The 15915-nt window shown below is 37.8% G+C and carries 13 protein-coding genes; all 13 read right to left on the bottom strand.

The genetic code is table 11. From position 1 onward, the window contains the following. Window positions 1–26 precede the first annotated feature (26 nt). The gene (locus tag V7112_RS02245) at window positions 27–1001 is read right to left on the bottom strand and encodes a polysaccharide deacetylase family protein (protein WP_335414752.1); all 975 of its coding nucleotides are present in this window, start codon (window positions 999–1001) and stop codon (window positions 27–29) included. 250 nt (window positions 1002–1251) lie between these two features. Beyond that, the gene (pnp, locus tag V7112_RS02240; RefSeq protein WP_335414748.1) at window positions 1252–3369 is read right to left on the bottom strand and encodes a polyribonucleotide nucleotidyltransferase; all 2118 of its coding nucleotides are present in this window, start codon (window positions 3367–3369) and stop codon (window positions 1252–1254) included. 194 nt (window positions 3370–3563) lie between these two features. Next, window positions 3564–3833, bottom strand: a complete 270-nt coding sequence (gene rpsO / locus V7112_RS02235; RefSeq protein ID WP_010282323.1) for a 30S ribosomal protein S15 — start codon at window positions 3831–3833, stop codon at window positions 3564–3566. A gap of 103 nt (window positions 3834–3936) precedes the next feature. After that, window positions 3937–4902: a bifunctional riboflavin kinase/FAD synthetase gene (gene ribF / locus V7112_RS02230; protein ID WP_335414745.1), complete on the bottom strand. Its 966-nt coding sequence runs from the start codon at window positions 4900–4902 to the stop codon at window positions 3937–3939. Window positions 4903–4943: 41 nt separating this feature from the next. Beyond that, window positions 4944–5870 (bottom strand): tRNA pseudouridine(55) synthase TruB, encoded by a 927-nt coding sequence (truB, locus tag V7112_RS02225; protein WP_335414741.1) that lies wholly within the window; start codon window positions 5868–5870, stop codon window positions 4944–4946. Between the two features lie 105 nt (window positions 5871–5975). Then, window positions 5976–6341, bottom strand: a complete 366-nt coding sequence (gene rbfA / locus V7112_RS02220) for a 30S ribosome-binding factor RbfA (protein ID WP_116350542.1) — start codon at window positions 6339–6341, stop codon at window positions 5976–5978. A 14-nt stretch (window positions 6342–6355) separates the two neighbouring features. Continuing rightward, complete coding sequence (locus V7112_RS02215) at window positions 6356–6634, bottom strand: DUF503 domain-containing protein (RefSeq protein ID WP_335414737.1); 279 nt, start codon at window positions 6632–6634, stop codon at window positions 6356–6358. Next, entirely contained in the window at window positions 6631–8820 is a 2190-nt protein-coding gene (infB, locus tag V7112_RS02210; RefSeq protein WP_335414735.1) for a translation initiation factor IF-2, read from the bottom strand. The genes V7112_RS02215 and infB overlap by 4 nt, the downstream gene beginning before the upstream one ends. A 19-nt stretch (window positions 8821–8839) precedes the next feature. After that, on the bottom strand, window positions 8840–9142 hold the full coding sequence (locus V7112_RS02205; RefSeq protein WP_335414733.1) for a YlxQ family RNA-binding protein: 303 nt from the start codon (window positions 9140–9142) through the stop codon (window positions 8840–8842). Window positions 9143–9150: 8 nt separating this feature from the next. Beyond that, on the bottom strand, window positions 9151–9420 hold the full coding sequence (gene rnpM / locus V7112_RS02200; protein ID WP_335414731.1) for an RNase P modulator RnpM: 270 nt from the start codon (window positions 9418–9420) through the stop codon (window positions 9151–9153). An 11-nt stretch (window positions 9421–9431) separates the two neighbouring features. Beyond that, window positions 9432–10565: a transcription termination factor NusA gene (gene nusA / locus V7112_RS02195; protein WP_335414728.1), complete on the bottom strand. Its 1134-nt coding sequence runs from the start codon at window positions 10563–10565 to the stop codon at window positions 9432–9434. A 33-nt stretch (window positions 10566–10598) separates the two neighbouring features. Next, a complete protein-coding gene (rimP, locus tag V7112_RS02190; protein ID WP_335414726.1) occupies window positions 10599–11072 on the bottom strand; it encodes a ribosome maturation factor RimP in 474 nt (157 codons plus the stop codon). A 447-nt stretch (window positions 11073–11519) separates the two neighbouring features. Next, window positions 11520–15833 (bottom strand): PolC-type DNA polymerase III, encoded by a 4314-nt coding sequence (locus tag V7112_RS02185; RefSeq protein WP_335414724.1) that lies wholly within the window; start codon window positions 15831–15833, stop codon window positions 11520–11522. Window positions 15834–15915 lie beyond the last annotated feature (82 nt).

Raw genomic sequence — 15915 nt, 5'->3', positions numbered from 1 at the left:
TATCCTCCTGTTCTAAAAACAACACGTTACTTTTTCTTTAGTATAATACGTTCTTCACTTAATAATGTAGAAACATTATCAATTACAAGATCTTTTTGTTTTATTGATAGAATTAATCTTTCAAGACTTTGAGCCGTTGGTGATGTCGGATGCATTAAAACAAGAGCCCCGGGATGAACTTTACCCATTACTCTTTGAACTAATACATGTGGCTGTGGACGCTGCCAATCGATCGTATCAACACTCCACATGATGGTTTTCATTCCTAGCTCATCTGCTATTTTAACTACTTCATCACGGTAGCTTCCGCTTGGAGGAGCAAAAAGGGTCGGCTTTTTACCTGTTGCTGCCTCAATTACCTGATTCGTCTTAATTAATTGCTCTCTAACAAGCTCAGATGATAATGTTTTCATATCTGGATGAGTATAAGAATGATTGCCTACTTCATGCCCAGCATCTACAATCATTTTTGCTAAATCCGGATTTTCTTTAACCCATCTACCTTCTAAGAAAAAAGTTGCTTTTACATTATGTTTCTTTAGGGTTTCAAGCATATCTGGAATATATTCATTTCCCCATGCGACATTTATTAAAAATGAAACAATCGGTTTGTTCGGATTACCACGATAAATTGCGGAGGAAGGTAAATCCTCTAAATGAACCTTTGGTGAAAGCTGCTTAAACACGAGCTTGTTTTCATTAAAGGTACCGTCTTTTTTCATTTTTTCATAAGAAGCTTGGATATCCACCTCAAGCCCATTCAAGCCTGGTGTTGCTTTCCAAACACGGTCTATCTTAGCATCTTCTGCAGGAATGCTATACTCGATCGCCTTTTTTTCAATTTCATTTATTAACTGATCACCTTTACTACTAACCGGAATTGCATCAGCACTCTCTTTTAATCCCTTGACGTAATCATTTGTAAACGGATTATGTAAGGAACCAAAGGAAATCAATAAAATGCATATAAAAACAAAAAATTGTATGTATTGTTTTTTCATAGCTATCCCCCTCTTTACTAGAAAATATGTAAAAGAGGGACAAGGTAGAACTTAAAATAAGAAAAGTGTAAGGCGCCCGTTCATCTGCGACAAGCATAAGACGAGCGCTGGCAGAAGGTGCCCTTTACCTTCAGAAGGGATTGGCTAGACCAGAGAGCCGATGGCGCCTGGAACTAGACACCAAAAACTATGTAGAAACATTGCGTTAAAAACCTAAAAAGCCCGGTTTACCAGGCTTTAGATTAGTTTATTATTGTTGTTGTTTTTCTTTTTCCTTTTGTTCACGTAAAACGGCTTTTCTAGAAAGGTTCACACGACCTTGCTTATCAATTTCTGTTACTTTTACAAGGATTTCATCGCCGATGGAGACTACATCCTCAACTTTTCCAACTCGCTCTTCAGCAAGCTCAGAAATATGAACAAGTCCGTCTTTACCACTGAAAATTTCAACAAAAGCACCGAATTTTTCAATGCGTTTTACTTTACCAAGGTACATTTGACCAACTTCTACTTCACGAACAATATCTTCAATGATTTTCTTGGCTTTTTGATTCATTGCTTCATCAACTGAAGAGATAAAGATTGTACCATCTTGTTCAATATCAATTTTCACGCCAGTTTCATCAATGATCTTATTGATTTGTTTACCACTTGGTCCAATAACATCACGAATCTTATCTGGATTAATCGACATAATTAAAATCTTTGGAGCATATTTAGAAAGCTCAGATCTTGGTGTTGTTAATGTTGCTAACATGGAATCTAGAATCTGCATACGACCTTTTTTCGCTTGTTGTAATGCTTCTTCAAGAATTGCACGAGAAAGACCTTCAATTTTAATATCCATTTGGAGGGCTGTAACACCTTTTGATGTCCCCGCAACCTTAAAGTCCATGTCACCTAGATGATCTTCCATCCCTTGAATATCAGTTAACACAGTATAATGTTCACCTGATTGAACAAGTCCCATTGCGATTCCAGCTACAGGAGCTTTAATTGGTACACCCGCATCCATCATTGCTAATGTACTTGCACAAATACTTGCTTGTGAAGTAGAACCGTTTGATTCTAATACTTCAGAAACAAGACGGATTGTATATGGGAAATCCTTCTCGGATGGAATCACAGGTTCTAATGCGCGTTCACCTAATGCACCATGTCCAATCTCACGGCGTCCTGGACCTCTCATTGGTCCTGTTTCACCGACACTGAACTGAGGGAAATTATAGTGGTGCATAAAGCGTTTTGTCTCTTCAATCCCCAATCCATCTAGAATTTGCACGTCTCCTAATGCACCGAGGGTACAAATACTTAATGCCTGGGTTTGTCCACGTGTAAATAATCCTGAACCATGGGTACGAGACAGTAAACCTACTTCTGAAGAAAGAGGACGAATTTCATCAATCTTTCTTCCGTCTGGACGAACTTTTTCAACTGTAATTAATCGTCGAACTTCTTCTTTCACTAGTTTATTTAAAATTTGCTTAACTTGCTTAATAGTCGCTTCTTCAGCTTCTTTTTCTTCGTATTCGGTAACAATTGCTGCCTTCACTTCATTAATCGCTTCTTCTCTTGCATGTTTTTCAGCAACTTGAACAGCTTTGTTAATGTTCTCTTCAGCTTTTGCACGAATTTCTGCTTCTAATTCTGAATCAAGCTCAAAAAGGACAATCTCTATTTTTTCTTTACCGACTTCTGCAACGATTTTTTCTTGGAATGCAATTAAACGTTTAATTTCCTCATGACCAAACATAATCGCTTCAAGCATCACTTCTTCAGGGACCTCATCAGCACCTGCTTCTACCATGTTGATTGCATCTTTTGTTCCAGCAACAACTAAATGGATATCACTTTTTTCCTGTTCTTTTACTGAAGGGTTAATGATAAATTGATTGTCAACTCTTCCAACAGTAACTCCAGCAATTGGACCTTCAAACGGGATATCTGAAACAGATAACGCCAGTGATGAACCAAACATTGCTGCCATTTCCGATGAACAATCTTGGTCTACACTCATTACAATACTGATAACTTGAACTTCGTTTCTGAACCCATCAGCAAATAAAGGTCGTATTGGTCGGTCTATTAATCGACTTGCTAGAATTGCTTTTTCACTTGGTCTACCTTCACGTTTAATAAATCCTCCAGGGATTTTTCCAACTGCATATAATCGCTCTTCATAGTTTACAGTAAGCGGAAAGAAATCTAATGGTTTTGGCTCTTTTGATGCGGTTGCTGTACTTAAGACAGCCGTTTCTCCGTAGCGAACTAATACAGCTCCGTTAGCTTGTTTCGCTAATTGACCAATTTCTACGGTCAGTTGTCTGCCGGCCCAGTCCATGGAATAAACTTGCTTTTCTTGTTCCATATAATAGTACCCCTCTCTATATCACATTCAAATGTATATTATGTATTGATAGTATGAACTAATTTATTCGAACATATCAATACTCGTTCAATATGTAAAGTGAATTTTGTACAAATTTGGTAGAATCGAAAGGAAAAAAATCCCTCCATTTTTAACCTAATAAAAAAGCGGGAATGCTCCCGCTTTTTCGTAGATTATCGACGTAGTCCAAGCTTGTTGATTAATTCACGGTAACGAGTTACGTCTTTATTACGAAGATATGTTAATAAATTACGACGTTTACCAACCATCTTTAATAGACCACGACGTGAATGATGATCTTTCTTGTGTGTACGTAAATGATCATTTAACTTATTGATTTGCTCAGTTAGGACAGCGATTTGAACCTCTGGTGAACCAGTGTCATTCTCGTGAGTTTTGTACTCGCTGATAATTTCGTTCTTACGCTCTTGTGTGATAGCCATCCTATTCACCTCCTAAAATAGTATCCCCAATTACCTAGCAGTCGTTGGTGATTCGAACTGCCACGCAATGGTTCTTTTTCATACTTAACTAGAATACAACTTTTTATGATAAAAAGCAAGTATGTTCGTCTATTTTCTCAAAGTATTGCTTTGCTTGTTCCTTATCTTGTCCAATTTGTTTGATTAATTCATCAATGGAAGGAAACTTTCTTTCGGAACGAATTCTTGTATGCCATTCAACAATAACTTCTTTATTATAGATGTCTTCATTAAAATCAAACAAATGAACTTCTATCGATGGTACTGTCTCATTTTCATGGAAAGTAGGTTTAACACCAAGGTTACAAACACCATTATGCCATATTGAACCTACTTTTAAACGAACTGCATAGACTCCCATTTTAGGAATTATATAATCCTCGCTCGCTTTTACATTGGCTGTCGGAAAGCCGATGGTTCTTCCACGTTTTTCTCCATCAACTACGGTTCCTTTAACTGTATAGAATCTGCCCAAAACGTTTGGAAGCTGATCCACATCTCCTTTTTGAATCAAGTCCCGAATAACCGTCGAGCTCACCTTCTCATTCTTAAAGGTTAATTTTTCGACAGTTGTCTGAGTGAATCGTCCATTTGCAAGTTCGGGAAGAGCTTCCATCTTTCCTTTTCCATATCGTCCAAATGTAAAATCAAATCCTGCGACAACATGCTTCACATTCAGGCCAAAAATGTATTGATCCACAAATTGTTGTGGGGATAAACTTGCAAACTCTGATGAGAAATTCACAATGTATAAAAAATCAATATCCATTTCTTCAAATAACTCTTCTTTATGATGTAATGGCGTAATATATTCCACATGTGTAACATCTTTTTTAAGGACAACTGATGGATGGGGATCAAAGGTCATGACAGCGCAAGCAATTCCTTGTGTCTTTGCTTCCTTTTTGGCAGTTTCAACAACCTTTTGATGACCTAAATGAACACCATCAAAATATCCCAAAGCTAAAACAGTTGGTGGTAAATCTGTATGATTAAATGAATGTGGGTGTGTGATATGAATCGTTTTCACTTCTATTTCACCTTTTCTACTTTCGTATAACCTATTTGGACCTATTTTAATTCTTGGTTATTAACTAATACTTTAATTGGTTTTATCAACTGTGGTTTTTCTGGATGTCGTTGATAAATTGCTAGGATTTCTCCATTATGAAGAACAGCAATAGGCTCCCCGTCTGGAACTTCATTCAACTCTTGTGGAACCGGAAAAACAGACCCATTTTTTACTTTCTCTGCTACTTTATCATTAATTAAAATTTTGCGCAAATGGGAAAGAGCATCTTCAACTGTTAGAAGATGTTGCTGAACAGTTCCCGTTTGGATATGGTTTTCTAATTCTTCAAGTGTCATGCATTGATCGAGGGTAAAGTCACCCGAAGTGGTCCTCTTTAAATCAGACATATGGGACGGATAACCAAGTTTTTCACCAATCTGAACAGCTAAAGTTCGCACATAGGTGCCCTTACTGCAAGTTACACGAAAACGAAACGATACAGTTCCATCCTTTTGAATGATATCACTGAGTAGCTCTAGTTTATGAATGGTTACTTTACGGGCTGGTCTTTCGATTACCACCCCTTGTCTAGCGTACTCATAAAGGCGCTTTCCATTTACCTTAACCGCAGAATACATAGGAGGTGTTTGAATTATTTCACCCGTTAATGAATGAAAAACATCTAAAACTTCCGCTGTCTTAATTTGTCGGTCTACTCTTTTTTCTTCCACTCTTTCACCTGATGCATCTTCTGTAGTCGTTGAAAAACCGATTGTCGCTTCCCCTTCATAGGTTTTATTTGCCGCCGTTACATATTCAGCGATTTTTGTTGCTCGTCCTAGACAAATGGGCAAGACTCCTGAAACATCCGGGTCTAAAGTTCCAGTATGGCCGACTTTTTTCATCTTTACTAACTTTCGTACTTTAAAAACACAATCATGGGAAGTCATCCCTTTTGGTTTATTAAGCAGTAAAATTCCATCCACTAAGAGCCACTCCCCTAAACTTTTTTCGAAATTGCTTTCGTTCATTAATTTTATAAAACAACTGAAAAAAAGGGATAGACTTTATAAAAAAGTCTATCCTCTCACTTATTCACGGTTTGATTCTTGATTTGATTGCTTATTTATTTCATGAAGAATCGATTCAATTCGATTTCCATAATCAATTGATTCATCGAATTCAAATAGAATTTCTGGTGTTTTGCGTAAACGAATACGCTGACCGATTTCTGAGCGGATAAAGCCTTTCGCTTTCGCAAGACCTTTTAACGTATTCTGTCTTTGTTCTTCATCACCTAAAACTGAAATAAAAACTTTAGCTTGCTGAAGGTCTCCAGTAACCTGGACGTCGGTTACAGTAACAAATCCAATCCGAGGATCCTTGATCTTCCGTCCAATTATGTCACTTAATTCCTTTTTCATTTGTTCTCCAACACGATTAGGTCGTAAACTCATCTAGATATCACCTCTTATAACCACTCAAATTCGGTTATTGTTCGATCTAATTCTGGGAACGAATCAATAAACTTTAGGGCATTGTTTAATTCGAGTTCAGAATGCTTTCGACTTGATGATACAGTAACGATTGCAAGCTTGGTGCGTTGCCATGTATCTTGATAGTCTACCTCTGCAACTGAAACATTAAACTTTTGTTTGAGTCGAGTCATGACACTTTGCAATACAGCACGTTTTGCTTTTAAAGAATTTGCATCATAAATGACACATTCGCACTCCACATAGCCGATCAATGACGATCAACTTCCTCCATCACGAATGCTTCAATGATGTCTCCTTCTTTAATATCGTTATATTTCGTAATTGTTATTCCACACTCATAATTTTGTGCTACTTCCTTAACATCATCCTTGAAGCGTTTCAATGTATCAATTTCACCTTCAAAGATTACAACACCATTACGGATAAGGCGCACTCCGCTATCACGTGTGATTTTACCATCTGTTACATAAGAACCAGCAATTGTACCAATCTTTGATACTTTAAAGGTTGTACGTACTTCCGCTTGCCCAATTACCTTTTCTTCAAATTCTGGGTCAAGCATACCCTTCATAGCAGCTTCGATTTCTTCGATTGCTTTATAGATAATACGGTGAAGTCGGATATCTACTTCCTCTGCTTCAGCAGTACGTTTTGCATTCACATCCGGTCGAACATTAAAGCCAATTACAATCGCATTTGATGCTGATGCAAGAGTAATATCTGATTCATTAATCGCACCGACACCAGTGTGAATAATCTTAACCTTAACGCCTTCTACATCTATTTTTTGAAGAGATGCAGCTAAAGCCTCTACAGATCCTTGAACATCGGCTTTAACAATAAGATTAATTTCCTTCATTTCACCTTGTTTAATATGCTCAAATAAATCCTCAAGACTAACTTTTACTTTATCGCCACGTTGCTCTACCAATTGCTTTTGCGCTCTCGCTTCGCCAACTTGACGTGCTTTTTTCTCATCTTCAAATACAACAAACTGGTCGCCAGCTTGTGGTACATCATTTAACCCTGTAACTTCTACAGGTGTGGATGGACCAGCATCCTTGACACGACGGCCTATATCATTAACCATTGCACGGACACGACCAAATGTGTTTCCAACTACAATTGGGTCACCTACACGAAGAGTTCCATTTTGAACTAATAATGTTGCAACAGAACCTCTACCTTTATCAAGTTGGGCTTCAATCACAGTTCCTGTTGCTCTTCGTTTCGGATTTGCTTTGTATTCTTCAACTTCACTTACAAGAAGAATCATTTCAAGTAAGTTGTCGATACCTTCGCCTGTTAATGCCGAGATTGGAACGAAAATGGTATCTCCACCCCAAGCCTCTGGAATGAGCCCATGTTCGGTTAATTCCTGCATAACACGATCAGGATTTGCAGTTGGTTTATCCATTTTATTAACAGCTACGATGATTGGAACCTCAGCAGCCTTCGCATGGTTAATCGCTTCTACTGTTTGTGGCATTACACCATCATCTGCTGCAACAACTAAGATAGTAATATCTGTAACTTGAGCACCTCTTGCACGCATAGTTGTAAACGCAGCATGCCCTGGAGTGTCCAAGAACGTAATTTTCTTACCATTTACAACTACTTGATATGCACCAATATGCTGAGTGATACCACCGGCTTCGCCAGCTGTGACCTTTGTATTTCTAATTGAATCAAGGGTGGTTGTTTTACCATGGTCAACATGTCCCATGATTGTTACGATAGCAGGTCTTTCAATTAAATCTGCATCGTTATCTTCTTCAACATACTGTTCAAATTCGGTAACGTCAAAGACAATTTCTTCTTCAACCGCTACTCCATAATCAGATGCAATTAATTCAATTGAATCCTTATCAAGTTCTTGGTTAATTGTCGCCATAACACCTAGCATGAAAAGCTTTTTAATAATTTCTGAAGGTTCTTTGCCAAGTTTTTTAGCTAACTCCCCAACCGTTAATGAGCCGATAAACGTAATCTTTTCAGGCAATTTCTTTTCAGGCTTTGGTTGAACAGGTTGATGTTGATTTTGATGCTGACGATTATTACCTCTTTGTTTGTTTTTATTATTCTTATTATTTCTATTATTGTTATTAGACTGGAATCCCTTTTTTTGTCCTACAGTTTCGGTTTTTTTACCGTCACGATTTTTAGGAGGTACAGGCTTTTTCTTTGTTTCTTTATTGTCAACCACTTCTTTATCATTAACAGGTTGTTTTGCTGTACTATTATTGGTTTGTTCCTTCGCAGGCTGAACCTGTTCTGACTTCTTTCCAAATGATTGATCTAATTTATTCAAAATATCTCCCTCTATCGTTGCCATATGATTTTTAACCTCAATGTCCATCTCTTTAAGTTTATTAATTACTTCTTTACTTGAGATATTTTGTTTTTTTGCATATTCGTATACACGCATTTTACTCATATGTTCACCCCCAAATATGTTAATCGAGCAAGTGACTAATTTTTTTTGCAAACCCACTTTCTGTTATTGCGACAACCACTCTAGCATCCTTTCCAATTGAATGCCCCAATGTATACCTATCGCTTACAGTACGAAGTTGAACTTGATAATACGTGCTTTTATCCGTAATTTTCTTTGTAGTGTTTGCTGACGCATCTTCAGATAAGAGAACTAGCTTTGCGTTTCCATTGCGAATTTCCTTCACAACAAGTTCTTCTCCTGAAATAACTTTTCTCGCTCGATTGGCAAGACCCAATAACGACAACCATTCCTTGTTTTCCATCTATAAAGCTACTCCTTATCTACCAATTGAAGTAATTCTTCATAGATTGAATCATCAATGGTTGCTTTCAGTTGACTAGCAAGAATGTTCTTTTTCTTTGCCATTAAAATACACTCTTTGTCTTTACTGAGGTATGCACCACGACCAGACTTTTTTCCTGTGAGGTCGATTGAAACTTCACCTTCTTTGGAACGTACAATTCTGACAAGTTCCTTTTTTGGCTTCATTTCACTACTAACAATGCATTTCCGCAATGGTATTTTTTTATTACTTACCAATTTCCTTCACCTCACTCGATTTCTTCAGATTGCAAATCGAATGCTTCATCCTCGGCTTCTTCTTCATTGTCATCAAATAAACCAAAAGCCTCTCTTGGGAAAATCCCCGCTTGCTCAGCTTCTGTTTGACTTTTGATATCAATTTTCCAGCCAGTTAGTTTTGCAGCTAAACGTGCGTTTTGTCCGCGTTTTCCAATTGCTAAAGATAATTGATAGTCAGGAACGACAACAGTTGTTGCTTTTTCTTCTTCGTGAACAATGACATCAAGTACTTTAGATGGACTTAAGGCGTTTGCTACGAATACAACTGGATCATCAGACCATTTGACAATATCGATTTTTTCACCTTTCAGTTCATTCACGATTGCTTGAACTCGCTGTCCTTTAGGACCAACACAAGAGCCAACTGGGTCTACTTCAGGATTATCAGAGTGAACAGAAATCTTTGAACGATCTCCTGCTTCTCTCGCAACTGATTTAATTTCAACTGTTCCATCATAGATTTCTGGAACTTCAATTTCAAACAGACGCTTTAATAATCCTGGATGTGTTCTAGAAACAAAGATTTGTGGTCCTTTTGTTGTTCGTTCAACCTTTGTTATGTAGACTTTGATTCTGTCGTGCGGCTTATATTGTTCATTTGGCATTTGTTCGTTTACTGGAAGCAATGCTTCAATTTTCCCTAAACCTACATAGATAAACTTAGAATCTAGACGCTGAACGATTCCCGTCATTATATCTTCTTCGCGATCAATAAACTCTGAATAAATAACTCCTCTTTCTGCTTCACGTACACGTTGAGTTACAACCTGTTTTGCAGTTTGAGCGGCAATTCTACCAAAGTCTTTTGGTGTTACTTCAATTTCTACAACGTCTTCGACTTGGTAATTAGGATTAATGGTTCTAGCTTCATCCAAGGAGATTTCTAATCGTGGGTCAAACACTTCATCTACTACATCTTTTCTAGCAAACACACGCATCGAACCATTTGCTAAGTTTAAATCGACTCTTACATTTTGAGCCTGATTAAAATTCCGCTTATAAGCAGAAATAAGTGCTGCCTCAATTGCTTCAATAATTACATCTTTGCTAATGCCTTTTTCTTTCTCGAGCAATGTTAAGGCATCTAATAATTCACTACTCATTTCTTTTCTAATCCCCCTTATGAATTCTAACTATTAATGAAAAGTAACAGCAAGTCTTGCGTTTGCAACCTTTTCATACGGAATTTCTACAGATTTTTTGCGTGTTTTGACCATGATATTAATCGTAATTGTGCTTCCATCAAATGATGTAAGCTCCCCTTCAAAAATCTTTTCACCATCGATTGGTTCGTATGTTTTCACATATACCTGTTTTCCAATTGCCTTTTCGAAGTCACTCATCTTTTTTAACGGGCGTTCAGCACCAGGACTTGATACTTCGAGAAAATAGTTATAAGGAATAGGATCTACTTCATCAAGCTTTTCGCTTAATTTTTCACTTACGGTTCCACAATCTTCTATATCAACCCCTTTATCAGAGTCAATGTAGACACGTAAAAACCAGTCTTTTCCTTCCTTTACATACTCCACGTCGACAAGTTCCATTTGTAATTCAGTTACAATAGGTATCACTAATTCTTCCACTATTTGTGTTACCTTTTTACTCATGTTTTTCCTCCTAAGCTGAAAAGGAATTTCTTTTTTATACGTTAGTATTTCCTAAGTAGTGTAAAAACACCCTGCTATAATAGCAGGGAGGCAGTTGGAAAATATAGAGAAGTCCCATCTAAAAGAAAGTTGTTACACATTTTAGCCTCAGTCAAAGAATAAAGAGTGGGAAGCCCCACTCTTTTACAAGTCAATTATACATAGCATTTCCATAAAAACTATAACATAATCGCTATTTATATGCAAATAAATTTAAAAGCGCAGGCGCCTTTCAAAGGGGATCATCGACTAACTACCGCCACGTCCTGTGGCAAACGTCGATGTCAGCACGTCCTGTGCAAGTCCGACAAGCATTAGCCAAGCCGGCAAGAAGGATGTCTTTTATCCTTCATAACGGATTGGCTAGACCAGAGAGGGGCTAGGCGTCCGGAGCTAGACACCAAAAACTTAGAACAGGGATAACTGATTTTGTTCTGGCATGCCTTCTAAGCAACCAAGGTTTTCGAGATATTCCATGATTGTTTTCGATACCTTACCACGCTTCTGTAAATCTTCTTTAGATAAAAATTCACCTTGTTCTCTTGCTTTCACAATATTAATAGCAGCGTTTGTACCTAGTCCAGGAATTGAATTGAACGGAGGTATAAGCGCATCTCCGTCAATGATAAATTCTGTTGCACTTGATCGATATAAATCAATTTTGTTAAAAGCAAATCCACGTTCACACATTTCAAGCGCGAGCTCGAGTACTGTTAAAAGGGTCTTTTCTTTAGGTGCTGCATCAAGCCCTTTTGCATTGATTTCTTCAATCCTAGCTCGAATAGTGCTGGAGCCTCGAACCATTGCTTCAACATCAAAATCATCTGCACGAACTGTGAAGTACGCTGCATAATAGAGTAATGGCAAATGGACTTTAAAGTAAGCAATCCGAACAGCCATTAAAACATAAGCGGCAGCATGGGCTTTCGGGAACATGTATTTAATTTTCAAACATGAGTCTATATACCAATCTGGGACATCATTTTTCTTCATTTCTTCCATAAATTCATCTGTCAGTCCTTTACCTTTACGGACCGATTCCATAATTTTAAAAGCCAATGAAGGATCTAACCCTTTATAGATAAGATAAACCATGATATCGTCACGACACCCTATAACTTCACTTAGCGTACATATATTGTTATGGATAAGCTCCTGTGCATTCCCTAACCAAACATCTGTACCATGTGACAGGCCTGAAATCTGAACTAGTTCAGAGAAAGTAGTTGGCTTTGTATCCTCAAGCATTTGACGAACAAATCGTGTACCGAATTCTGGGATACCAAGAGTACCGGTTTTACACATAATTTGCTCTTCAGTTACACCGAGTGATTCAGTACCACTGAAAATCTTCATTACCTCAGGGTCATCCGTTGGGATGGTTTTTGGATCAATTCCACTTAAATCTTGAAGCATCCGGATTACGGTCGGATCATCGTGTCCAAGTATATCTAGCTTCAACACATTGTCATGGATAGAGTGGAAATCAAAATGGGTTGTTTTCCATTCAGAGTTTACATCATCTGCAGGAAATTGGATTGGTGAAAAATCAAATATATCCATATAGTCTGGGACAACGATAATACCACCAGGGTGCTGTCCTGTTGTTCGTTTTACGCCTGTACAACCTGCAACTAAACGGTCTGTTTCGGCACCACGCATTGTTAAGTTACGATCATTGGCGTATCCCTTTACATAACCATAAGCTGTTTTTTCAGCTACAGTACCGATTGTTCCAGCACGAAAAACATAATCCTCACCAAACAATACCTTTGTATAGTTATGAGCACGTGGCTGATACTCACCAGAGAAGTTTAAGTCGATATCCGGTACCTTGTCACCCTTAAATCCTAGGAATGTTTCGAACGGAATATCATGGCCATCTTTCTTGTAATTTGCCCCGCAATTTGGGCATTCCTTATCTGGTAAGTCAAACCCCGAACCGACTGAACCATCATTAAAGAACTCAGAATGCTTACAGTCTGGACATACATAGTGTGGCGGTAATGGATTTACTTCTGTTATTTCCGTCATTGTCGCAACTAACGAAGAACCAACTGACCCACGTGAACCAACTAGATATCCATCATCAAGTGATTTTTTAACCAGTTTATGTGAAATCAAGTAAATAACTGCGAATCCATGCCCTATAATACTTTTTAGTTCTTTTTCTAAACGCTTTTCTACGATTTCAGGTAATTCCTCGCCATAGATGCTTCTCGCCATGCTATAGCTCATATTCCTGATTTCATCTTCAGCACCTTCGATTTTAGGTGTATATAGGTCATCTTTTATCGGTTTCACTTCGCCAATCATATCTGCAATTTTTTGCGTGTTTGTAACGACAATTTCCTTTGCTTTCTCTTTATCAAGAAACGAGAAACAGTCCAACATTTCATTCGTTGTTCGGAAATGAACCTCTGGAAGCGAGTGTCGATTCAATGGATTGGCCCCACCTTGAGACCTTATTAAAATCTTTCGATAAATATGATCATCTGGGTTTAGATAATGCACATTCCCTGTAGCAACAACCGGAAGATTCAGCTTCTCTCCAAGGCTGACAATATTCTTTAAGATATCCTTGAGTTCACGCTCATTTTGAATCAAATCTAATTCTAATAAATGCTTATAGTTAGAAGGTGGCTGAACTTCTAGATAGTCATAAAATTGAGCAATAGACTCAACTTCCTCAGGTGACTTCTGCATCATTCCTTCAAATACTTCCCCTTTGTCACAAGCAGAACCAACTAAAATACCTTCACGATATTTTTGTAGCTGTGATCGTGGGATACGTGGTACACGGTAAAAATAATTCATATGTGAAATCGATATTAATTTAAATAAATTTTTAAGTCCTACATCGGTTTGGGCAAGTAATGTTGCATGAAAAGGTCTTGACCGTTGGTATGCTTTCCCTTTTCCCATATAATCATTTAATTGATCATGGTACTCAATCTCTTTTTCAGCTGCATCTTTTAAAAGTTTAACGGCTAAGTACCCTGTTGCTTCCGCATCATAAATTGCACGGTGATGCTGAGTTAATTCAATATCAAACTTTTTACATAATGTATTTAAGCGATGGTTTTTTAAATCTGGATATAATAATCTAGCGAGTTCAAGTGTATCTATGACAGGGTTTGTTGCTTTCTCAAGCCCCGCCTTTTTATAGCCAACATTTAAAAAGCCCATATCAAAACTCGCATTATGAGCAACTAATATTGCATCCTCTGCCCAATCATGGAACTTCACTAGGACTTCACTAACCTCAGGTGCTGAACTTACCATATCATCTGTGATTCCCGTAAGATCGATTGTTGTCGCACTTAAGCGGTGGTGCGGGTTAGCAAATGATTCAAATCGATCAATGATTTCACCATTTCTTACTTTAACGGCAGCCAACTCGATAATTGTATTATAGACTGCTGATAATCCTGTAGTTTCTACGTCAAAAACGACATAAGTATCGTCTTCTAAATGACGATGCTGTGAATTATAAGCAATTGGGACACCATCATCGACTAAATTGGCTTCAACACCATAGATCATCTTGATCCCATTTTTCTTAGCAGCAGAATAAGCTTCTGGGAATGATTGACCAACCGCATGGTCTGTTAAAGCAATGGCAGTGTGGCCCCATTTTTTAGCTTGTCCTATCAATTGACTAACAGACGTTACAGCATCCATCTGACTCATTGGTGAATGCAAATGAAGCTCGACACGTTTTTCTCCTTCGGGAGCAGTGTCTTTTCTTTCATTCATAGGCTGTATTTCATTAATATCATTTGCAAGCATAACTAAGTCTCTAACAAATGTATCATTTTGAATACTTCCTCGACAACGGACCCACATGCCTTTTTTAATGGCTTGTAATAGGTGAACATCCTCTTTATCGCGTGAGAATACTTTGACTAATATCGAATCCGTATAGTCGGTAATTTTGAATGTTAATAGTGTTCTTCCACTGCGCAATTCCCTTGTCTCAGCAAAGAAAATATACCCTTGAACGGCAATTCTTCGCTCTTCGTCAAGGATTGAACTAATTTCTTTAACTTCTTCATCATTCTTAATTGTGTAACCAATTGTAATCGGCCCCGAAACGGAGTTCGCTTGGTCTTTTTCTTTCTCTTTCTTTTGCATGTCAGCAACAGCTAATAATGCTTTTTCCTGGTCTTCCTGTTGTTTTTTCTGTAAAAACTGTTCGTACTCTTTATTAGAAACCTCTACTTCAGTTTCAAGCGTGAACATTGGAAAACCATAAGATTGATATACATTTCCGATTACTTGGGCATATTTTTTCTTAATCGCGATTGATTCCGTATCATTTCTTGTTTTGATATGAAGTTTAAGACCTTGTTGTGTCGGAATCTGATTATGCAATAATGATAGAATCGGTGGTGCGATTCCATCTAATTCTTGTATGCACAGTGGCCAATAGGCTTGTACCATTTCTTCGGTCACATTCTGAGACCCGACACGTAAAGAGAACGTTACCGATGCAATATGGGTAAATTTTGTTCGTAATTGTGTAGAAAAAATCCTCATTACATCAGCAGGAATTATTTTTTCAAAGGAAAAAAAGAAATGCCATGCTTTCTTTTCTTTGTCAATCATGAGCTTTTCGATTCCTGCATTTGCAAAGTGTGTAACCAACGCATCATCAGTTAATTCCAGCTGCTGCAGCAGTACCATAAAACGTTCTTTTTGCTGTGGCGATAATTCCATCCTCGTTCCCCCTCTTCAGACAGAATGTCTAGTTTCAGCGGCTAGAAACTCGAGAATCTTCAACTCCTCCGGCAGAAGCAAA

Origin of the sequence: Bacillus sp. JJ1566 (assembly GCF_036962685.1) — a bacterium.
In the GTDB taxonomy this organism is placed as follows: Bacteria; Bacillota; Bacilli; order Bacillales; family Bacillaceae_L; genus Ferdinandcohnia.
This window is presented reverse-complemented; position numbering and strand designations above follow the sequence as displayed.

What these genes read in the sequence shown, in the direction of transcription:
- V7112_RS02185 (WP_335414724.1), bottom strand. Translation starts at nt 15,833, where the DNA reads ATGGAATTATCGCCACAGCAAAAAGAACGTTTTATGGTACTGCTGCAG.
- rbfA (WP_116350542.1), bottom strand. Translation starts at nt 6,341, where the DNA reads ATGAGTTTACGACCTAATCGTGTTGGAGAACAAATGAAAAAGGAATTA.
- nusA (WP_335414728.1), bottom strand. Translation starts at nt 10,565, where the DNA reads ATGAGTAGTGAATTATTAGATGCCTTAACATTGCTCGAGAAAGAAAAA.
- infB (WP_335414735.1), bottom strand. Translation starts at nt 8,820, where the DNA reads ATGAGTAAAATGCGTGTATACGAATATGCAAAAAAACAAAATATCTCA.
- V7112_RS02205 (WP_335414733.1), bottom strand. Translation starts at nt 9,142, where the DNA reads ATGGAAAACAAGGAATGGTTGTCGTTATTGGGTCTTGCCAATCGAGCG.
- rpsO (WP_010282323.1), bottom strand. Translation starts at nt 3,833, where the DNA reads ATGGCTATCACACAAGAGCGTAAGAACGAAATTATCAGCGAGTACAAA.
- rimP (WP_335414726.1), bottom strand. Translation starts at nt 11,072, where the DNA reads ATGAGTAAAAAGGTAACACAAATAGTGGAAGAATTAGTGATACCTATT.
- pnp (WP_335414748.1), bottom strand. Translation starts at nt 3,369, where the DNA reads ATGGAACAAGAAAAGCAAGTTTATTCCATGGACTGGGCCGGCAGACAA.
- V7112_RS02245 (WP_335414752.1), bottom strand. Translation starts at nt 1,001, where the DNA reads ATGAAAAAACAATACATACAATTTTTTGTTTTTATATGCATTTTATTG.